The organism is Streptomyces sp. NPDC033845 (genome assembly GCF_055576225.1).
Window position 1 is genome coordinate 127,304 of record NZ_JBVIRI010000002.1, and the last position, 22,253, is coordinate 149,556.

At 74.4% G+C, this 22,253-nt stretch carries 6 protein-coding genes; 4 read left to right on the plus strand and 2 right to left on the minus strand.

Annotation, left to right across the window (positions count from 1 at the left end; genetic code table 11):
* Positions 1 to 103: 103 nt before the first annotated feature.
* From ACZ50K_RS04750 to ACZ50K_RS04765, 4 genes are all read left to right on the plus strand, one after another.
* The gene (locus ACZ50K_RS04750) at positions 104 to 1,468 is read left to right on the plus strand and encodes a lysine N(6)-hydroxylase/L-ornithine N(5)-oxygenase family protein (protein WP_468897497.1); all 1,365 of its coding nucleotides are present in this window, start codon (positions 104 to 106) and stop codon (positions 1,466 to 1,468) included.
* 144 nt (positions 1,469 to 1,612) lie between these two features.
* Positions 1,613 to 2,605, plus strand: a complete 993-nt coding sequence (locus tag ACZ50K_RS04755; protein ID WP_468897500.1) for an iron-siderophore ABC transporter substrate-binding protein — start codon at positions 1,613 to 1,615, stop codon at positions 2,603 to 2,605.
* A gap of 45 nt (positions 2,606 to 2,650) precedes the next feature.
* Positions 2,651 to 18,250, plus strand: a complete 15,600-nt coding sequence (locus ACZ50K_RS04760) for an amino acid adenylation domain-containing protein (RefSeq protein WP_468897502.1) — start codon at positions 2,651 to 2,653, stop codon at positions 18,248 to 18,250.
* Positions 18,247 to 18,459 (plus strand): MbtH family protein, encoded by a 213-nt coding sequence (locus tag ACZ50K_RS04765; protein ID WP_468897503.1) that lies wholly within the window; start codon positions 18,247 to 18,249, stop codon positions 18,457 to 18,459. The genes ACZ50K_RS04760 and ACZ50K_RS04765 overlap by 4 nt, the downstream gene beginning before the upstream one ends.
* Before the next feature lie 205 nt (positions 18,460 to 18,664).
* Here ACZ50K_RS04765 and ACZ50K_RS04770 read toward each other — a convergent pair whose 3' ends face one another.
* Positions 18,665 to 20,518, minus strand: a complete 1,854-nt coding sequence (locus ACZ50K_RS04770) for an ABC transporter ATP-binding protein (protein ID WP_468897504.1) — start codon at positions 20,516 to 20,518, stop codon at positions 18,665 to 18,667.
* Positions 20,515 to 22,224: an ABC transporter ATP-binding protein gene (locus ACZ50K_RS04775; RefSeq protein ID WP_468897507.1), complete on the minus strand. Its 1,710-nt coding sequence runs from the start codon at positions 22,222 to 22,224 to the stop codon at positions 20,515 to 20,517. Before ACZ50K_RS04775 ends, ACZ50K_RS04770 begins: the two co-directional genes overlap by 4 nt.
* Positions 22,225 to 22,253: the final 29 nt, after the last annotated feature.

A 22,253-nucleotide genomic window follows, 5' to 3' on the forward strand; every position in this document is an offset into this window, starting at 1 on the left:
TGCCTAAGTAATCGGGCCGCCGCTTCGGCGTGCCCCCGCTCATGCTTTCCACGGGTTCCCCTCAGCGCCTGACAAGCGGCTGCCCCGCACGATTGGGAGTGACATGTCACAGGCTCTTCCTGACGACGCACCTTTGATCCACGACCTCATCGGAATCGGCTTCGGCCCTTCCAATGTGGCCATGGCGATCGCGCTCAGCGAGCACAACGCAGGCGTCGGACGGCAGGAGGCGGTGACGGCCCACTTCTTCGAGCGGCAGCCGGAGTTCGGCTGGCACCGGGGCATGCTCATCGACGACGCCACCATGCAGGTGTCCTTCCTCAAGGACCTGGTGACGCTCCGGAACCCGACCAGCGAGTACTCCTTCCTCTGCTACCTGCAGAGCAAGGGCCGCCTGATCGACTTCGTCAACCACAAGAACCTCTTCCCGCTGCGCGTGGAGTTCCACGACTACTTCCAGTGGGCCGCGGCCAAGGTCGACGACATGGTGTCCTACGGCTCCGAGGTCGTCTCGGTCCGCCCGGTCGTCGAGGACGGCGTGGTCCAGTACATGGACGTCACCGCCCGCTCCGGCTCCGAACTCGTGGTCCACCGGGCCCGCAACCTGGTCATCGGCACCGGTCTGCAGGCGCGGATGCCCGAGGGCGTCGACCGCACCGAGCGGATCTGGCACAACTCCGACCTGCTCGGCAAGGTCGAGGGCCTCAAGGACGCCGACCCCACCCGCTTCATCGTGGTGGGCGCCGGCCAGAGCGCCGCCGAGAACGTCGCCTACCTGCACCGGACCTTCCCGGGCGCCGAGGTCTGCGCGGTCTTCTCCCGCTACGGCTACAGCCCCGCCGACGACAGCGCCTTCGCCAACCGGATCTTCGACCCGGCCGCCGTGGACGAGTACTTCACCGCGCCCGAGGAGATCAAGCAGAAGCTGATCGGCTACCACGGCAACACCAACTACTCCGTGGTGGACATCGACCTCATCGACGAGCTCTACCGCCAGGAGTACCAGGAGAAGGTGCTCGGCACCGAGCGCCTGCGCTTCCTGAAGGTCTCCCGCCTCACCGAGGTCATCGAGAGCCCCGACAAGGTCCGCACCACCGTGGAGAACCTGGTCACCGGCGAGCGCACCCCGCTCGACGCCGACGTCCTCGTCTACGCCACCGGCTACCGCTCCGCCGACGCCTTCGGCCTCCTCGGCGAGGTCGAGCAGTACTGCCACCGCGACGAGCGGGGCCGGGTCCGGGTCGAGCGCGACTACCGGATCACCACCGACCCCGAGGTCGCCTGCGGGATCTACCTCCAGGGCGGCACCGAGCACACCCACGGCATCACCTCCTCGCTGCTGTCCAACACCGCGGTCCGGGTGGGCGAGATCCTCGAATCGATCATCGGATACGGCCGGGAGCGGGCGGCGGAGACCGCCGAGCTCGGAGCGGCCCTCCCCGCCGACGAGATCGGCTCGACGCTCTAACATCCCCCAGGACCCACGCCCCGCCCGGTGCACCCGCGCACCGGGCCGGTGGCCTGTGCACTTCAGAACACCCCCGTGAAAGGAACCACCGTGTCCGTTGGTACGCGCCCCGCGCTGACGAGCCTCGTCAGAAACCTCCCCCGCGTGGCAGTCGCCGCCGCCGCAGCCCTCACCCTGAGCGCCTGCGGCGGCGGTGACGACAAGGCCGAGTCCAAGCCCTCCGCCCCCGCCGCGGGCGAGACCAAGGCCGCCGGGGCGTTCCCGGTCACCCTGGACCACAAGTACGGCAGCACCACCATCACCGACGCCCCGAAGAAGGTCGTCACCCTGGGCCTCTCCGACCAGGACGCGGTCCTCGCCCTCGGCATCAAGCCGGTCGGCGCGGTGGACTGGTTCAAGGAGAAGCCGTACGGCAACTGGCCGTGGGCGAAGGACCTGTGGGGCTCCACCCCGCCGCAGATCGTCGGCGAGCGCGACGAGTACAACATGGAGAAGATCGCGGCCCTCAAGCCGGACCTGATCGTCGCCCAGTACTCGGGCATGAAGAAGGAGCAGTACGACACCCTCTCCAAGATCGCCAAGGTGGTCGCGCAGCCCAAGGGCGCCGAGGACTACCAGGCCGACTGGAAGGTGATGACCCAGCAGATCGGCAAGGCCCTCGGAAAGGGCACCGAGACCGAGAAGCTGATCGCCGACGTCGACGCCAAGTTCAAGGCCGCCGCCGACAAGCACCCGGAGTGGAAGGGCAAGACCGTCGCCATCGGCGAGCCCTACGAGCCGGGCAAGTTCTCCGCGTTCTCCCCGAACGACCCCAAGCTGAAGTTCTTCGCCGGCCTGGGCTTCGGCACCACCGACGCCTACCGCGCCGCCCTGGGCAAGGAGAACATCGCCGACCTCAGCACCGAGCGCCTCGACGCGATGGAGGCCGACCGCACCGTGTGGCTCGGCAACGCCGACACCGAGGCGGCCATGAAGGCCGACCCGCTGTACAAGAAGACCAAGGTCCACACGGAGAAGCGGGACCTGTTCCTCCCGTACAACAACCCCGAGATCGGTGCCGCGTTCTCCTTCAGCACCGTGCTGAGCATCCCGTACGCCATCGACCAGGTGGTGCCGCGGCTCGAAGCCATCAAGTAACACCCCGGCAGTACCGACGCACGACCAGGGAAAGGCCTGCGAACGATGTTTGACGCCGAGTCGGACCGGAATCCCGTAGCCGGGATACCCGTCACCGGTGGGCAGTCCGGTATATGGCTTGCTCAGCAGATCGAGCCGGACAGCTCGGCCTTCAACGTCTCGTTCACCCTGGAACTGCGCGGTGACATCGACCTCGACCGCCTGGCCGCCGCCGTGCGCCAGGTGGTCGAGGAGGCGGACTGCCTGCACGTGGTCTTCGAGACGGCCCCCGACGGCAGTCCCCGCCAGACACCCCGCCGCCACCCCGTCGAGGTGCCCGTGGTGGACCTCCGCGCGGAGGCCGACCCGGAGGACGCCGCCTGGGAGTGGATGGGCGCCCGCCGTGCCCGCCCGGCCGCCCTGGCGGACGGCCCCCTGTTCTCTCACAGCGTGATCCGGCTCGCCGACGACCGGGTGCTGTGGCACCAGTGCTACCACCACCTCGTCATCGACGGGCTGAGCATCGGACTGCTCTCCCGCCGGGCCGGAGAGCTCTACACCGGGGCCCGGTCCACCGCCCCGGTCTCCTGGGACGTGCGCCGGCTCGCCGCCGCCGAGCAGGCCTACCGTGCCTCCGCGGACTTCGCCACCGACCGTGCGTACTGGCTGGAACGGATGGCCGGCCGGCCGCAGCCGGTCCGACTGGTCGAACCCGGCCACAAGATCATCTCGCACCGGTTCCGGCGCACCACCGAGCTCACCGTGGCCGATACGGACCGCCTCAAGCTGGCCGCCCAGGTCTCCGGTGTGCGCGTGTCCCGGCTGCTGATCGCCGCCGTCGCCGCCTATCTGCACCGGACCACCGGCGAACAGGACCTGGTCCTCGGCATGCCGATCACCGGCCGGCCGGACCGCTCGGTGCTCGGCGTCCCCGGCATGGTCTCCAACATCGTGCCGCTGCGGCTCGCCGTACGCCCCGGCATGACCGTCGGCGAGCTGCTGGCCCAGACCGACGAGCGGATCGCCGAGGCCGTCACCCACGGCCGCTACCGGTCCGAGGACCTGGCCAAGGAACTGGGCCTGGTCGAGGGCGTGTCCGAACTCGTCGGCCCCACCGTCAACATCCTCCCCGGCACCGACTGGCTCCGCTTCCGGGACCACTACTCGGACCTGCGCCCCCAGTGGCTCGGCGCCGTCAGCGACCTCGCCGTCACCGTCGGGGAGTCCGTCCGCGGTGCCGTACGGATCCTCTTCGACGCCGACGCCGACCAGTGCGCGGAGGACGACCTGGTCGCCCACCAGGAGCGCTTCGGCACCCTGCTGGACCAGTTCGCCGGGGACCCCACCCGCCGGATCGGCCACCTCGAACTGACCACCGCCGCCGAACGCACCCTGCTGCTGGAGGACTTCGGGGTCTCCCCGAGCGACTCCCCGGAGCTGTCCTGGCCGGCCGCCTTCGAGGCCCAGGTCCGCCGCGACCCGCAGGCCGTCGCCCTGGTCTGCGAGGACACCGAGCTCAGCTACGCCGAACTGGACGCCGCCGCCAACCGGCTCGCCCGGCTGCTTGCCGCCCGCGGCGTGGGCGCCGAGGACGTCGTCGGCGTGGCCCTGCCCCGCTCGCCCGAGCTGGTCACCGCCCTCCTCGCCGTGATGAAGACCGGCGCCGCCTACCTGCCGCTGGACTCCGACCACCCGCAGGACCGGCTGGCCTACATGCTCCAGGACGCCGGGGCCCGCACCGTGGTCACCGCCGCCGGGCAGGCCGAGGGCCTGCCCGAGGTCCCCGGGGCGGAACTCCTGCTGCTCGACTCCCCGGAGACCGCGGCCGCCCTCGCCGCCCAGGACCCGGCCCCCCTCGGCCTGGACATCCCGCTCGACCGGGCCGCCTACGTGATCTACACCTCCGGCTCCACCGGCCGCCCCAAGGGCGTGGTGGTGCCGCACGACGGTGTCGGCAGCCTGATCGCCACCGCCACCGAGCGCATCGGCATCGGCCCGGACAGCCGGGTCGTCCAGTTCGCCTCCGTCGGCTTCGACGTGACCGTCTGGGACCTGGTCATGTCCCTGTGCGTCGGCGGCCGGATCATCGTGGTCCCCGCCGAACGCCGGGTCGCCGGACCCGCCCTCACCGACTACATCGCGGCCCACCGGGCCACCCACATGATCCTGCCGCCCTCCCTGGTGTCGGCGCTCCCGGAGGAGTGCGAACTCCCCGAGGGCTGCGTCCTGGTGGTCGGCACCGAAGCCGTTCCGAGCGAGCTGATCGCCCGCTGGGCCCACCGCCTCCAGATCGTCGTCGCGTACGGCCTCACCGAGGCCAGCGTGAACTCCACCCTGTGGCTGGCCCGCGCCGACTGGCAGGGCCCGGTGCCCATCGGCGAGCCCGACCCCAACACCCGCGCCTACGTCCTGGACTCGGCCCTGCGCCCGGTCCCGGTCGGCGTCGAGGGCGAGCTGTACGTGGCCGGCCGAGGCCTGGCCCGCGGCTACCTCGGCCGCCCCGGACTGAGCGCCGAACGGTTCGTCGCCGATCCCTTCGGGGAGCCCGGCGGCCGGATGTACCGCACCGGCGACCGGGTCCGCTGGAGCGCCGAGGGCAATCTGGACTTCCTCGGCCGCGCCGACGGCCAGATCAAGATCCGCGGCCACCGCATCGAACCCGGCGAGATCGAGAGCGCCTTCATGGCCTGCCCGGGCATCGCCCAGGCCGCCGTCCTGGTCCGCGAGGACCAGCGCTCCGCCAAGCGGCTCGTCGCCTACCTGGTCGCCGACGCGGCCCTCGCCCCCGAGGCGGCCGAGGCGGCGGTGGGCGCCGCCCGCGCCGAGGCCGCCCAGTCCCTGCCCGACTACATGGTGCCCTCGGCCGTGGTCCGGTTGGACGGCCCGCTGCCGCTCACCCCCAACGGCAAGCTGGACGCCCGCGCCCTCCCGGACCCGCAGTGGACCGCCATGACCGGCGACGCCGCCCCGGCCACCCCGGTCGAGGCCGCCCTGGCCGGGCTGTTCGCCGAGGTCCTCGGACTGCCCTCGGTCGGTGTCCACGACAGCTTCTTCGAGCTCGGGGGCGACAGCATCGTCGCCATCCAGCTGGTCACCCGGGCCCGCGCGGCCGGGATCACCATCAGCCCCCGCGAGGTCTTCCGGCTCCGCACGGTCGCCGCGCTGGCCCGCGCCGCCGGCGACGCCCCGGCGGCGGCCCCGGCCGCGGCCGCGCTGCCCGAACCGTTCTCCCTGGTCCCGCTGACCGGGGAGGAACGGGCCGAGTTCTCCGACGGGATCGGCGCCCTCCTCGACGTGGTCCCGGCCACCCCGTTGCAGGAAGGGTTCTTCTTCCATGCGGCCATGGACCGCGAAGGATCCTCCGCGGCCGGCGGCTACGCCGTCCAGGACATCGTGGAACTCGGCGGCGACGTGGACCCCGAGGCCCTGCGGACCGCCGTCCAGCGGCTCCTGGACCGCCACCCGCTGCTGCGCGCCGCCTTCCGCCAGCACCCGGACGGCCCGGTGGTCCAGGTGGTCGCCGAACAGGTCGACCTGCCCTGGACCTTCACCGACCTGACCGGCCAGCACCCGGACCGGCAGGCCGCCGCCACCGAGGAGACCGCGGCCGCCGAACGCGACCACGGCTTCGACCTCGGCACCCCGCCGCTGCTCCGGGCCGCCCTGGTCCGGCTCGGCGCCGAACGCTCCCTGCTGGTGCTGACCATGCACCACATCGTGGTGGACGGCTGGTCCGTCTCCCTGGTCATGCGGGAGCTCCTGGACGGCTACCGCCCCGGCACCCCCGCCCCGGCCGCCGACCCCGACCCCGCCTACCGCGCCTACACCGGCTGGCTGGCCGGCCGCGACCGCGAGCAGGCCCGTACCGCCTGGCGCACCGCGCTGGCCGGACTCGACGCGCCCGCCGGCCTGCCGGTGCGCGCCGCGGACCCGGCCGCCACCGGGTCCGCCCGGATCGTCCTGGACCTGACCGAGACGGAGACCGCGGCGCTCACCGCCCGGCTCCGCGGACTGGGCCTCACCCTGTCCACCGCCGTCCAGGGCGCCTTCGGCCTGCTGCTCGGCGATGTCACGGGCACCCAGGACCTCGTCATCGGCACCACCGTGTCCGGCCGCCAGGCCCCCGTCCCGGGCATCGAGTCCCTGGTCGGCCTGCTCATCAACACCGTGCCCGCCCGGCTGGCCTGGCAGCCCGGACAGCCGCTGGCCGAGGTCCTCGCCGCCTTCCAGGACGGCCAGGCCGAGCTGCTCGACCACCAGCACCTGGGCCTCGCCGAGATCCAGCGGGCCGTCGGCCGCGCCGACCTGTTCGACGCGCTCGTCGTGGTGGAGAACCTGCCCGAGACCGCGGAACCCACCGACCCGCAGGGCCTGATCCGGATCCTCGGCTCCGAGATCCAGGACTCCGTGCACTACCCGCTGGCCCTCACCGTGCTGCCCGGCAGCCGGCTCCGGCTCCAGCTGGACCACGACCCGGCCCGGCTGGACGGCCCCGCCGCCGCACGCTTCGCCGACCGCCTCCGGGCCCTGCTCGGCACCCTCGCCGCCGAACCGGAGCGGCCCGTCGGCCGGCTCGCCACCCAGGCCCCCGCCGAGCTCTCCGGCACCCTGGCCGCCCTCACCGGCGCCGCCCGCGACCTGCCCGCCGGCACCCTGCACGGGGCCTTCGAGGCCCAGGCCCGCCGCACCCCCGACGCCGCGGCACTGATCGACGGGGGCCGTGCCACCAGCTACGCCGGACTCGACGCCCGCGCCCGTACGCTGGCCCACCGGCTGGCCGCCCGGGGCATCGGCCCCGAGTCCGTGGTCGCCGTCGCCGTGCCCCGCTCCGCCGGGAACCTCACCGCACTGCTCGGTGTCCTCAAGGCCGGCGCCGCCTATCTGCCGGTGGACGTGGACTACCCGGCCGACCGGGTCCGGCACCTGCTCACCGACTCCGGCGCCCGGACCGTGGTCACCACCGCCGAGGCCCTGGCCCGGCTGCCGCTGCCGGCCGGCACCACCACCCTGCTCGTCGACGCCGAAGGCGCCGGCGACGGCACCGAGGAGGCCGTGAGCCCGGCCGCCGAGCTGCCCGCCGTGGCCCCCGGCGCCGCCGCCTATCTGATCTACACCTCCGGCTCCACCGGCCTGCCCAAGGGCGTCGTCGTCCCCCACCAGGCCGTCGTCGGCCAACTCGCCTGGACCGCAGCCGAGTTCGGCTTCGGCCCCGGGGAGCGGGTGCTGCACCAGTACTCCACCAGCTTCGACCCCTCGGTCCAGGAGATCTTCGTACCGCTGCTCACCGGCGGCACCGTGGTCATCGCCCGGCCCGACGGCCACCGCGACCCGGCCTACCTCGCCGGACTCATCCGCGACGAGCGGGTCACCAACGTCGACCTGGTGCCCTCCCTCTACACCGCGCTGCTCGCCGAGGAGGTGCCCGGCACCCCCTGGTGGAGCAGCCTGCGCCGCGCCTTCAGCGGCGGCGAGGCCCTCCCCGTCCCGCTCGCCGCGCGCTGGCGGGACCGCACCGGAGTGCCCCTCCACAACGTGTACGGGCCCACCGAGGCCGTCATCCAGGTCACCAGCTGGGAAGCCGGCGGCGAACCGGCCGGGGGACCCACCGTGCCCATCGGGCGCGCGGTGTGGAACACCCGCCTCCTCGTCCTCGACCGCTACCTCCGCCAGGTCGCCCCGGGCGAGCCCGGCGAGCTCTACCTCGCGGGAGCCCAGCTGGCCCGCGGCTACCACGGACGCCCGGCGCTCACCGCCGAGCGGTTCGTCGCCGACCCGTTCGGCACCCCCGGGGCGCGGATGTACCGCACCGGGGACATGGTCCAGTTCAGCGAAGACGGTGTGCTCACCTACCTCGGGCGCACCGATCACCAGGTCAAGATCAGGGGAAACCGAGTGGAACTCGGGGAAATCGAAGCCCGACTGCGGGACGAGCCGGCCGTCGCGGACGCGGTGGTCGTCGCCCGCGACGACGAGCGCGGCACCAAGCAGCTGGTGGCCTATCTGGTCCCGGCCCAGGGCCGCCCCGCCGAAGGGTTCGACACCGAGGCCGTGCGCACCGCGCTGGCCGCCAAGCTGCCCGCCCCGATGGTCCCCAGCCACCTGGTGGCCCTGGACGCGCTGCCCCTGACCCCCGGCGGCAAGACCGACCTCAAGGCCCTGCCGGCCCCCCAGGCCCGCCGCCGCCCCGGCCGCACCGCCCGCCCGGCCGCCGACAGCCGGGAAGGCCGCGAGCAGCGGCTCCGCGAGATCTTCGCTGAGGTCCTGGGCCTCGAAGAGGTCGACGCCGACGAGGACTTCTTCATGCTCGGCGGCGACAGCATCCTCTCCATGTCCGTGTCCGGCCGGGCCCGCAAGGCCGGCCTCGCGGTCAGCCCCCGCGAGGTCTTCGAGCACCGCACCCCGGCGGCCCTGGCCGCCGCCACTGCGGACACCTCCGACACCGCCGCGCCCGCCGCCGACACCGACGGCATCGGCGACATCACCCTGCTCCCGATCGTCCACCAGCTCCGCGAGGACGGCGGCCCCATCGGCCGGTTCAACCTGTCGATGCTCCTCCAGTCGCCCGCCGGAGCCACCGCCGACACCCTCGCGCAGGTCCTCCGGGCCGTCCTGGACCAGCACGACGGACTGCGCCAGCGGCTGACCCGGATGGACCTCGGACCGGCCATCCCGGCCCTGTGGTCCGCCGTCACCACCCCGGCCGGCAGCGTGGACGCCGCCGCCCTGCTGCACCGCGTGGACGCCGCCGGACTCGACGACACCGCCCTGCGCGCCCTGATCGCCACCGAGTCCGACGCCGCCGCCGACCGCCTCGACCCCGACACCGGGGCGATGCTCCGGGCCGTCTGGTTCGACACCGGCAGCGGCACCCCCGGCCGGCTGCTGCTGGTCGTCCACCACCTGGTGATGGACGGGGTGTCCTGGCGCATCCTGCTCGGCGACCTCGCCGCCGCCTGGGCGGCCGTCGCCCGCGGCGAGCGCCCCGCGCTGGAACCCGTACCGACCTCGCTGCGCCGGTTCGCCCGGGAGACCGCCGAACAGGCCACCTCCCCGCAGCGCCAGGCCGAACTGCCCTACTGGGCCCAGACCCTGGCCCCCGGCGCCGAACTCCTCCCCGGCGCCGACCGGACCGGCACCGCCGGCACCGCCCGGGACCACACCGTCACCCTGTCCGCCGAGGACACCCGCGCCCTGCTGACCGCCGTCCCGGCCACCGCCGGCGCCGACGTCACCGAGGTGCTGCTCGCCGCCCTGCGGCTGGCCGTGTCCCGCTGGCAGGCCGACCGCGGCGCCACCGCCCCGGCCGACCTCCTGGTCGACCTCGAACGGCACGGCCGCGACGGCACCTCCCTGGACCTGTCCCGCACCGTCGGTTGGTTCACCGCACTGCACCCGGTCCGGCTGCCCGCCGCCGGCGAGGCGGCCCTGGACACCCTCAAGCTGGTCAAGGAGGCCGTCCGCTCGGCCCCCGACTCCGGCGCCGGCTACGGCATGCTGCGCTACCTCAACCCGCAGCTCGCCCCCGTCTTCGCCCGGCTGTCCACCGCCCAGGTGCTGTTCAACTACTTCGGCCGGCTGCCCGCCGACCAGAGCGTCGACTGGGCCCCCGCCGCCGAGTCCGACGCGCTGGCCGTGGAACCGGACGCCGACCTGGCCATGCCCTACCCGCTCCAGGTCAACGCGGTCTGCGCGGAGACCCCGGACGGCCCCGAACTGCGGGCCACCTGGACCTGGCCGGCCGGCCGGGCCCTGTCCGAGGACGACGTCCGCTCCCTCGCCGACGCCTGGACCGCCGCCCTGGCCGACCTGATCGCCCAGGCCGGCCCCGCCGACCGCGCCACCCGCGGCCTCACCCCCTCCGACCTGCCGCTGGTCCGGCTGACCCAGGCCGAGATCGACCGGGTCGAGGAGCTCAGCCCGGTCCCGGTCGCCGACATCTGGCCGCTGTCCCCCCTCCAGGAGGGCATCCACTTCCACGCCAGCTACGACACCGAGGGCCTGGACGTCTACACCGCCCAGGACTGCTTCGACTTCGGCACCCGGCTGGACGCCGACCGGCTGCGCGCCGCCTGCGCCGCCCTCCTCGCCCGGCACCCCGGACTGTGCGTCGGCATCACCGCCGACGGCCTGCCCGCCCCCGTGCAGTTCCTCGCCCCCGCCGCCGAGATCGACGTACCGCTCACCGAGACCGACCTGCGCGGCCTCACCGAGGAACAGCGCCGGGAACGGCTCACCGAGATCGCCGACACCGACCGGCTGCGCCGCTTCGACCTGGCCCGCCCCCCGCTGTTCCGGCTCCACCTGATCCGGCTCACCGACACCGCCGACCGGCTGATGCTCAGCCACCACCTGGTCGCCTGGGACGGCTGGTCCCAGTCCCTGTTCCTCGACGAACTCCTCGCCCTGTACGCCGCCGCCGGCGACGACACGGGGATGCGCACCCCCGGCAGCTACCGCGACTACCTCGCCTGGCTCGACGGACGCGACTTTGACACCGCCCGGGACACCTGGCGGACCGCCCTGGCCGGACTGGACGAGCCCACCCTGGTCGCCCGCGGCCGCGGCGGCGAACCCACCATCCCGCGCCGCCACTCCCTGGACCTGGGCGCCGACCTCAGCGACCGGCTGCGCTCCTCCGCCCGCGCCCACGGCCTGACCATCAACGCGGTGCTCTCCGCCGCCTGGGCCCTGGTGCTGTCCGCCGCCGTCGGCCGCCACGACGTGGTCTTCGGCGCCACCGTCGCCGGCCGCCCCGCCGAGGTGCCGGGCGCCGACACCACCATCGGCATGTTCCTCAACACCGTCCCGCTGCGGATCACCCTGCGCCCGGAGGAGAGCGTCGGCGAGCTGCTGCGCCGGGTGCAGTCCGAGCGCATGGCCCTGATGGACCACGAGTACCTGGGCCTCGCCGAACTCCAGCGGGCCGGCGGCCACCCCGTCCTCTTCGACACCCTGTACGTCCTGCAGAACTTCGCCGACGAGGGCGCCTTCCGCGAGCTCACCGAACGGCACGGCATCACCGGGGTCGGCAGCGTCGACGCCACCCACTACCCGATGACACTGATCGTCAACCCGGCCGAGCGGGTCCAGCTCAAGCTGGAGTACCGCCCCGACCTGATCGACGACGACCAGGCCGCCGCCACCCTGGGCCGCTACCGGACCCTGGTGGAACGCCTCCTGGGCGACCTCACCGCCCCGGTCGGCACCCTCGACCTGCTGCTCCCCGACGAGCACGCCTCCCTCACCGCCGCCTGGGCCGCCAGCAACGAGCCGGTCCCCGACGAGACCGTCGCCGACCTGCTCGCCGACCAGGCCGCCCGCACCCCGGACTCCGTCGCCCTGGTCTTCGGCGACACCGCCCTCAGCTACGCCGAACTCGACGGCCGCATCAACCGGCTGGCCCGGCTGCTGCTGGCCCGCGGCGCCGCCCCCGAGCAGACCGTGGCCCTGGCCCTGCCCCGCTCCATCGAGATGGTCGTGGCCCTGTTCGCGGTCCTCCGCACCGGCGCCGCCTACCTGCCGCTGGACCTGGACCACCCCGCCGACCGGCTCCGTCTGATGGTCGAGGACACCGGGCCGCTGTGCCTGCTCACCACCACCGCGGTCGCCCCCACCCTGCGCGCCGGGGACGGCCCGCTGGCCCCCGAGGTCGCCCTCGACGACCCGGCCGTCGCCGCCGAACTGGCCGCCCTCCCCGACGCAGCCGTCACCGACGCCGAACGCCCCGCCTTCGCGCACGGCACCCCGGGCCGGCTGGAGCACCCCGCCTACGTCATCTACACCTCCGGCTCCACCGGCAAGCCCAAGGGCGTCGTCACCCCCTACCGCGGCCTGACGAACATGCAGCTCAACCACCAGACCGAGGTGTTCGACCCGGCCATCGCCTCGGCCGGCGGCCGGCGGCTGCGCATCGCGCACACCGTCTCCTTCGCCTTCGACATGTCCTGGGAAGAGCTCCTCTGGCTGGTCGAGGGCCACGAGGTGCACGTCTGCGACGAGGAACTGCGCCGCGACGCCGAAGCCCTGGTCGCCTACTGCGACCGGAACCGGGTCGACGTCGTCAACGTCACCCCCACCTACGCCCAGCTGCTGATCGAGGAGGGCCTCCTCGACCAGGACGAGGCGGCCGGCAGGCACCGGCCCGCCCTGGTCCTGCTCGGCGGCGAGGCCGTCTCCGACACCGTCTGGAACCGGCTCGCCGACACCGACGGCACCTACGGCTACAACCTCTACGGCCCCACCGAGTACACGATCAACACCCTCGGCGGATCCACCGGCGACAGCGCCACCCCCACCGTCGGCCGCCCCATCCGCAACACCCGCGGCTACGTCCTGGACGCCATGCTCCGCCCGGTCCCGCCGGGCTGCCCCGGCGAGCTGTACATCGCCGGCACCGGCCTGGCCCGCGGCTACCACGACCGTCCCGGCCTCACCGCCGAACGGTTCGTCGCCGACCCGTTCGGAGCCCCCGGCGAGCGCATGTACCGCACCGGCGACCTGGTCCGCCAGCGCCCCGACGGGCTGATCGACTTCCTGGGCCGCACCGACGACCAGGTCAAGATCCGCGGATACCGGATCGAGCTCGGCGAGATCTCCACCGCCCTGTCCGCGCACCCCGAGGTGGCGCACGCCGCCGTCGTCGTCGCGGAGCGGGCCGGCGGCAAGCGCCTGGTCGGCTACGTGGTCCCGGAGCAGACCGCCGCCCGCGGCGAGGACTTCGACCGGAGCCTGCGCGAGCACCTCAAGGCCGTCCTGCCCGACTACATGGTCCCGGCCGCCCTGGTCACCGTCGACACCCTGCCGCTGACCGTCAACGGCAAGCTCGACACCAAGGCCCTGCCGGCCCCCGAGTTCGCCGCCGCCGGCGCCGGCCGGGCCCCCCGCAACCCGCGCGAGGAGACCCTGGCCGCGCTGTTCGCCTCGGTCCTCGGCCTCCCCGAGGGCAGCGTCGGCATCGACGCCGACTTCTTCGAACTCGGCGGCCACTCCCTCCTCGCCACCCGGCTGATCGGGCGGGCCCGTACCGCCCTCGACGCCGAACTGGCCATCCGCGACCTCTTCGAGGCCCGCACGGTCGCCGAACTCGTCGAGCGCGCCGACACCGCGCAGGGCGCCGCCCGCCCCGCCCTCACCGCCGGGGAACGCCCCGGGGAACTCCCGCTCTCGCACGCCCAGCAGCGGCTGTGGGTGATCCAGCAGCTGGAGTCCACCTCGGCCGCCTACAACTTCCCGCTGGTGATGCGGCTGCGCGGCAGCCTGGACACCTCCGCCTGGAGGGCCGCCCTCGCCGACGTCGCCGACCGCCACGAGGCCCTGCGCACCCTGTTCGCCACCCGCGACGGCCAGGCCTACCAGCGGGTGCTGCCCGCCGGGCAGGCCCACCCGCCGGTGGACCACCTGCGGGCCACCGAGGAGGGGACCGCCGCCCTGGTCGACGCGGCCATCAACCGGCCCTTCGACCTGGCCACCGAACTCCCGCTGCGGGTCACCGTCATCGAGGTCACCCCGGAGGACCACGTGGTGGTGGTCCTGCTCCACCACATCACCACCGACGAATGGTCCGACCGCCCCTTCCTCGGCGACCTGGCCGCCGCCTACGCGGCCCGCCGCTCCGGCACCGCCCCCGCCTGGGAGCCGCTGCCGGTCCAGTACGCCGACTACGCGCTCTGGCAGCGCCGGCTGCTCGGCGACCCCGAGGACGCGCAGAGCCTGGCCGCCCGCCAGCTCGACTACTGGCAGCGCACCCTGGACGGCGCCCCCGAGGAACTGGAGCTGCCCACCGACCGGCCGCGCCCGGCCCGCCCGGCCTTCACCGGCGCCGAGCTCGACGTCACCGTCGACCCCGCCGCCCACCAGGGCCTGCGGAAGCTGGCCAAGGACAGCGGCGCCAGCATGTTCATGGTGCTGCACGCGGCCGTCGCCACCCTGCTCCACCGGATGGGCGCCGGCACCGACATCCCGCTCGGCTCGCCCATCGCCGGCCGCGGCGACGAAGCCCTCGACGAACTCGTCGGCTTCTTCGTCAACACCCTGGTGCTGCGCACCGACCTGAGCGGGGACCCCAGCTTCACCGAGCTGCTCGCCCGGGTCCGGGACACCGACCTGGCCGCCTTCTCGCACTCCGACGTCCCCTTCGAGGCCGTCGTGGAGAAGCTCAACCCGACCCGCTCGCTGGCCCGCAACCCGCTGTTCCAGGTGATGGTCGGCTACCACGCCCGCACCGAGGGCGAACTGGACCTGGCCGGACTGGGCGTGGAGTACGTGCCCTTCCGGATCCGCTCCGCCAAGTTCGACCTGGTGTTCAGCTTCACCGAGCAGAGCACCGCCGACGGCGGCCCCGGATCCCTGCTCTGCCGGCTGGAGTTCGCCGACGAGCTCTTCGACCGGGAGACCGCCGAGGGCATCGGCGACCGGCTGCGGCTGCTGCTCGCCGCCGTCGCCGCCGCGCCGGACCGTCCCGTCTCCACCACCCGGATCCTCGCCCAGGACGAACGCCGGCTGGTCCTTGAGGGGTTCAACTCCACCGCCCGCGAGGTCGAGGAGGCCACCCTGCCGGTGCTCTTCGACCGGCTCGTGGCCCGGCAGCCGGACGCGGTCGCCGTGGTCGAGGGCGGCACCGAGGTCGGCTACGCCGAACTCGACCGCCGGGCCAACCGGATCGCCCGGCTGCTGGCCGCCCGCGGGGTGGCCGCCGAGAGCGTGGTCGGCGTGGCCGTCCCCCGCTCCGCCGACATGGTCGCCACCGTGCTGGCCGCGCTGAAGCTCGGCGCCGCCTTCCTCCCGCTGGACCTGGTGCACCCCGCCGACCGCCTCGGCTACATGATCGAGGACTCCCGGGCCGCCCTGGTCGTCGGCACCGAACCGGTCGCCGGGAAGATCCCCGCGGTCCCCGGGGTCCCGGTGCTGCTGCTCGACGCCCCGGACACCGCCGCCGAACTGGCCGCGGCGCCCGACACCGCGCCGACCGCCCCGCCGACCGCCCTCGACCAGGCCGCGTACGTCATCTACACCTCCGGCTCCACCGGCCGCCCCAAGGGCGTGGTGCTCCCGCACGAGGGCATCGCCAGCCTGGTCGCCACCGCCGAGGACCGGATGGGCCTGCGGCCCGACAGCAGCGTCCTGCAGTTCGCCTCCATCGGCTTCGACGTCTTCGTCTTCGAACTGGTGATGGCGCTCTGCCACGGCGGCCGGCTCGTCCTGATCTCCGACGAGGCCCGGGTCGCCGGCCCGGCCCTGACCGACTTCCTGGCCGCGCAGCGGATCACCCACATGATCCTGCCGCCGTCCCTGGTGTCCGCCCTGCCGGCCGGCTGCGCACTCCCCGAGGGGTCGACCATCCTGGTCGGCACCGAGACCGTGCCCCCGGACCTCTTCGAGCGGTTCGGCGCCACCGCCCGCCTGATCTGCGCCTACGGGCTCACCGAGGCCACCGTGAACTCCACGCTCTGGCCCTACCTGCCCGAGCGGCACGCCGGCGGCCGGCCCGTCGGCCGGGTCCCGATCGGCGAACCCGACCCCAACACCCTCTGCTACGTGCTGGACGACACCCTCACCCCGGTCCCGCCCGGCGTGGTCGGCGAGCTCTACGTGTCCGGCCGCGGCCTGGCCCGCGGCTACCTCGGCAAGGCCGCCCTGACCGCGGAGCGGTTCGTCGCCGACCCGTTCGGCGCCCCCGGCAGCCGGATGTACCGCACCGGCGACCGGGCCCGCTGGCTCCGCGACGGCACCGTGGACTTCCTCGGCCGGGTCGACACCCAGGTCAAGATCCGCGGCTTCCGCATCGAACTCGGCGAGATCGAGGCGGCCCTGGCCGGCCACCCGGCCGTCTCCCAGGCCACCGTGCTGCCCGACCGGGACGGGGACATCGTCCGCCTCGTCGGCTACGCGGTCCCCGAGCGGGGCGCCTCCTTCGACCCGCAGGACCTGCGGGCCCACGTGGCCGCCCGACTGCCCGAGTACATGGTTCCCGCCCTGGTGGTCCCGCTCGACGGCCCGCTGCCGCTGACCCCCAACGGCAAGCTCGACCAGAAGGCGCTGCCCGCCCCCGACTGGACCGGCATGACCGGCGACGCCCGACCGGCCAACGCCACCCAGGCCCGCCTGGCGGACCTGTTCGGCGAGATCCTCAAGCTGGACACCGTCGGCATCCACGACAACTTCTTCGCCCTGGGCGGCCACTCCATGGCCTCCATGCGCCTGCTCGGCCGGATCCGCACCGAGTTCGGGGCCGAGCTCAGCATCCGCGACGTCTTCGACGCCCTGACCGTCGCCGGACTGGCCGCGAAGCTGGACGGCGCGGCCGCCGCCCGCCCGGCGCTCCGCCCCGCCGGGCCCCGCCCGGCCGGCGCGGAGGGCGCCGCCGCCCCCGTACAGCGCTGGCAGTGGTCCGCGCACCGGCAGTGGGACGGCTTCGACCACGGCCTGGTGCTCCGCTCGCCCGGAGCCCTGGACGCGGCCGTGCTGGCCGCCGCCCTCGACGACGTGGTCCTGCGCCACGAGCCGCTGCGCACCCGGTTCACCGAACGCGACGGCACCCTCCTCCGGCAGCCCGCCCCGCACCCGGAGCTGGCCACCGAGACCTGCGCCGACCTGGACGCCCGGCTCGCCGAACTCGCCGCGCTCCACCCCGACCTGAGCGGCGAGGCCCCGCTGCGGGCCCGGCTGCTCACCGGGGCGGACGGCGGCCAGGCCCTGCTGATCACGGCCCACTACCTGGCCGTGGACGAATGGTCCGTGGTCCCGCTGTTCCGCGACCTCACCGAGGCCTACGAGGCCCGCGCCCGCGGCGAGGCCCCCCGCTGGGAGCCGCTGCCGGTCTCCTACGCCGACTACGCGGACTGGGCGCACGAGGTGCTCGGCGACCCCGCCGACCCGAACGGCGCCGGCGGCCGCCAGCTCGACTGGTGGCGGAAGCGCCTGGCCGGGATCCCGGAACTGCTCGCCCTGCCCGCCGACCGGCCCCGCCCGGCGGCGCCGGAGGTCTGCGGCCCCGGCGGCGACTACGTGTCCTTCGTCCTCGACGAGGACCTGCACGAACGGATCGACGCGCTCGCCCAGTCCACCGGCACCAGCATGTTCATGGTGCTGCACTCGGCCCTGTCGGCCCTGCTGACGGCCCACGGCGCGGGCACCGACCTGCCCATCGGCACCATGGTCGCCGGCCGGGGCGACGACCGGCTCGCCGATCTGGTCGGCTGCTTCTTCAACACCGTGGTGCTGCGCACCGACACCTCGGGCGACCCGACCTTCGCCGAACTGCTGGGCCGGGTCCGGGAGACCACCCTGAGCGCCCTGGACCGGCAGGACGTCCCGTTCGACGCGGTGGTCCGGGCGACCGGGCTGCCGGCCTCCGGCCCGCAGGTGATGGTGATCCACCACGAGCAGGCGGACCTCGGGCAGCTGGAGGGCGGTGTGGGCGCGTTCCACGCCGTGCCGACCGGCTCGGCGAAGGCCGAGCTGACCCTCAGCTTCTACGAACCGCGCGGTGCCGGCCCCGTGCACTGCGAACTGATCCACGCCACCGACCTGCTGGGCGCCGACAAGGCGGCCCGGCTGGCCGGAGAACTTCACGCGCTGCTGCGCCACGCAGTGGCCGATCCCGGACAGCCGCTCTCCGAGCTGTCCACCGTCATGACCGCCATGTCCACGAGGAGTGAGACCGCATGAGCACCAACCCGTTCGAGGACCCGCAGGGCCGATTCCTGGTCCTGGTGAACGACGAGAACCAGCACTCGGTCTGGCCCTCCTTCGCCGAGGTGCCGGCCGGCTGGCGCACGGTCTTCGGCGAGGACACCCGGGACGCCTGCCTGACCTATGTGGAGACCCACTGGACGGACCTCCGCCCGGCCAGCCTGGTCGCCGCCCAGCAGGCCTGACCCCCGGGCCGCAAGGCCCGCCCCGCTCCGAAGCCCCCGGCCTCCGCTTCCCGCGGCCGGGGGCTTCGGCCTGCCCGGGGGCCTCCGGGTGCCTCGCAGGACCGGCTCCCCGTACGCGGGACCGTACCCAGGCCCGCGGGCGAAAAGGGCCGGCCCCCTTCCCCCCGGGGGGTGGGGGAAGGGGGCCGGGCTCGGGGGAGGGGGGTCAGCCCTGGGTGGGGATGCGGGGGGTGCGGGTCGCGGACCAGGCGGACCAGAGTTCGGCGTAGCGGCCGCCCGCCTCGACCAGTTCCTCGTGCGAACCGGTCTCGACGATCCGGCCCCGGTCCAGGACGACCACCCGGTCCGCGGTCGCGGCCTGCGGCAGCCGGTGGGCCACCATCAGCCCGGTGCGGCCCCGGAGGGCCTGGAGGGCGGCCGTCTCCAGGGTGCGGGCACCGGCGCTGCCGGCGTCGGCGGTGGCCTCGTCGAGGATGGCCACCGGCGGGTCGGCCAGGACCAGCCGGGCCAGGGCCAGGTGCTGGGCCTGGGTGACGGTCAGCTGGTGCCCGCCCTCGCCGACCACGGTGGCGAGCCCCTCGGGCAGGGCCTCGACCCAGCCCAGTGCCCCCACCGCGTCCAGGGCGGCGGTCAGTTCGCCGTCGGTGGCGCCGGGCAGGGCCAGCCGGAGGTCCTCGGCCAGCGGTCCGGCGAACACGTGGACCTCCTGGCTGATCAGGCTGACGGCCCGGCGCAGCCCGGCCGGACCGAGTTCCCGGGAGTCGGCGCCGCCGAGCGCGACGGTGCCCTCCGAGGGCCGGTGCACCCCGGCGATCAGTTTGGCGAGGGTGGTCTTGCCGGCGCCGCTGGCGCCGACCAGCGCCACCCGTTCCCCGGACCGCACGGTCAGCTCCACCTCGCTCAGGACCGGGTGTCCGTCCACGTACGCGTGGCCGAGGCCGGACACCGTCACCGAGCCGTCGGCGGGCCGGGGCGGCTGCTCCGGCTCCTCCTCGGCGGGCAGTTCGCAGACCCCGACCAGCCGGGTCAGGCTGGCCCCGGCGGACTGCACGTCGTCCAGCAGCACCAGGGCGGCGTTGATCGGGTTGAACAGGCTGTGGAAGTAGAGGGCCGCGGCGGTGGCCGTGCCGATGCTGACCGCGCCGGAGTCGACCAGGAAGAACCCGGTCACCAGCAGGGAGCCGAGGCCGATGAACTCGGCCAGGTTGAGCCGGGCGAAGAACCCGGTCACCAGGCGGATCCCGCGCAGGGACAGGTCCACGGCCTTGCGGGAACGGTCCTCGATCAGGCCGGTGTGCTCGCCGTTCAGCCCGAAGGCCCGTACGGTCCGGGCCCCGCCCACGCTGTCCAGCAGCTGGTGCTGGAGGGCGCCGGTGGCGACCCGGTGGGCCGAGTAGACCGGCACCGCGCCGCGCAGGTACCAGCGGACCGCCAGGACCTGCACCGGGATCGCGGGCAGTACGGCCAGCAGGAACCGCCAGTCCAGCACGGCGAGTCCGGCCAGGGTCAGGGTGATGGTGAGTACCGAGCGGCTGAACTCGGGCAGGGCCTGGCGCACCGAGCGGGCGATCAGGCTGACGTCCCCGGTGACCCGGGAGACCAGGTCGCCGGAGCCGGCCTTCTCCACCCGCTCCAGCGGCAGCCGCAGCGCCCGCTCGATGAACTGCTCGCGCAGGGCGGCGAGCACGGTCTCGCCCAGCCGGGCGACCAGGGCGCTGCCGGCCGCGGTGGCGGCGCCCCGGCCGAGGGCGACCAGGACCAGCAGGACCAGCGGCACGGTCAGGGCGTCGGTGCCGCGGTCCTCCGCGACCAGGTCGACGATCCGGCCGAGCAGCGGGGCGGTCAGCAGGCCGATCCCGGTGCCGAACAGCAGGACCGCGAGCGCGGACCCGGCCAGCGCGCGGTGGCCGCGGACCATGGTGCGCAGGGCGGCCAGGGTGCGGGCGCCGGTGGCCACGGGCAGCAGGTCCCGCTCCGGGGCGGCGGGGGCCGCGGGGGCGGCGGGGTCACCGGGGGGCACGGTCATCGTGGGGTCCGTCGTCTCGTCGGTGGCGGTCATGCCAGCACCGCCGTGCGGTAGGCCTCGTCCTCGGCGACCAGGCCGGTGTGCGTGCCGTCGGCGGCGACCGTGCCGCCGTCCAGGACGACCACCCGGTCGGTGACGGTGAGCAGGGCGGGGCTGGTGGTGACCAGCACGGTGGTGCGGCCGGCGCGGATCTCCCGGAGCCGGCCGGCGATCACCGATTCGGTGACCGCGTCCACCGCGGTGGTGGGGTCGTGCAGGACCAGTACGGCCGGGTCCGCGGCGAGCGCGCGGGCCAGGGCCACCCGCTGCCGCTGGCCGCCGGACAGCGACCGGCCGCGTTCGGCGAGCAGGGTGTCGGCCCCGTCGGGCAGGGTGCGGGCGACCTCGTCGGCGGCGGCGGCGCGCAGTGCCCCCGCCACGGCGGTGTCGGCCTCCGGGCCGGCCGGGCCGGCGCCGGCCCGTACGTTGTCCCGCAGGGTGCTCTCGAACAGGGCGGCGTCATGGTGCGCCACCCGGACGGCGCCGCGGACGGCGGCCGGGTCCAGCTCGGTCAGTGACACACCGTCGAGCTCGATGCTGCCCTCCGCGGGGTCGGCCTCCCGGGCCAGGCAGAGCAGCAGGTCCCGGGCGACGGCGGGGTCGCGGGCCACCACCCCCAGGAACTCGCCGGGGCGGACGTCCAGGTCGACGCCGTGGAGTTCGCCGAAGGCGACCCCGCGCAGCCGGAGTCCTCCGGCGGGGTGGTCGGGCAGCGCGGTCTCGCCGGCCGTCACGGCGGGCGGCGCGTCGAGGACTTCGGCGATCCGGCGGGCCGAGGCCCGGCCCTGTGCGAACTCGGCGTTCACCCAGGTGAGCATCTGGAAGGGGCCGAGGAGGAACTGGGCGAGGCCGACCGCGGCCACCAGTTCGCCGACGCTGATGGAGCCGTCCATGGCCAGGTAGGCGCCGGCGATGCCGATGCCCGCGATGAACAGCCCGGTGAGGGCGAGCACCGCGCCCTCGTGGCCGGCCCGGCTGTGGGCGGCGCGCAGGGCGGCGGAGAGGGAGTCCCGGCTGGTCCGCCGGTAGCGGGAGACGGCCGCGGACTCGGCGCCGATGCCCTTGAGCACCCGGAGTCCGGTGACCAGGTCGGCGGCGACGCCGGAGGCGTGCGCGGCCTTGTCCTGCTCGACCTCGCTGCGCTGCTCCAGGGGCATGCTGATGCGGTGGCCGAGCCAGAGCAGCGGCGGGATGCCGAGCAGGACGAGGAGGCCGAGCGGGACCGAGATGCGGAGCAGGGCCACCGCGCTGATCACCAGTCCGGCGAGGGCGGCGATGCCGAAGGACATCATGGTGGCCACGGTGCCGACGCGGCGGGCGTCGTCGGTGGCGATGTTGGTGAGTTCGCCGGGCAGCCGGCCGGTCTCGGCGCCGCCGCGCGGGTCGAGGACCCGGGCGCCGAGGGCCACCCGCAGTCCGTGGGCGGCCTCCTCGCCTGCCCGTTCGGCGATCCGGGCACCGAACCGGTAGGAGGTGGAGAGGGCGAGGAACAGGGCGGCGAGCACCACCAGCCAGCGCACCAGGGCGCCGGTGTCGCCGGTGGCCACGGCCCGGTCGATCACCACGCCGATGACCACGGGCACCATGGCCTCGCAGCCCTGGTGTGTCATCCCGAGCAGTGAGGACCCCGCGACGCGCTGTCGCTGGCCTCCGATCGCGCGCCGGAGGACTTGGCCTCCGGTCGGACCCCCAGTGAGCATGCGTGTCCTCCGGAGAAGGTCAGTAGTTA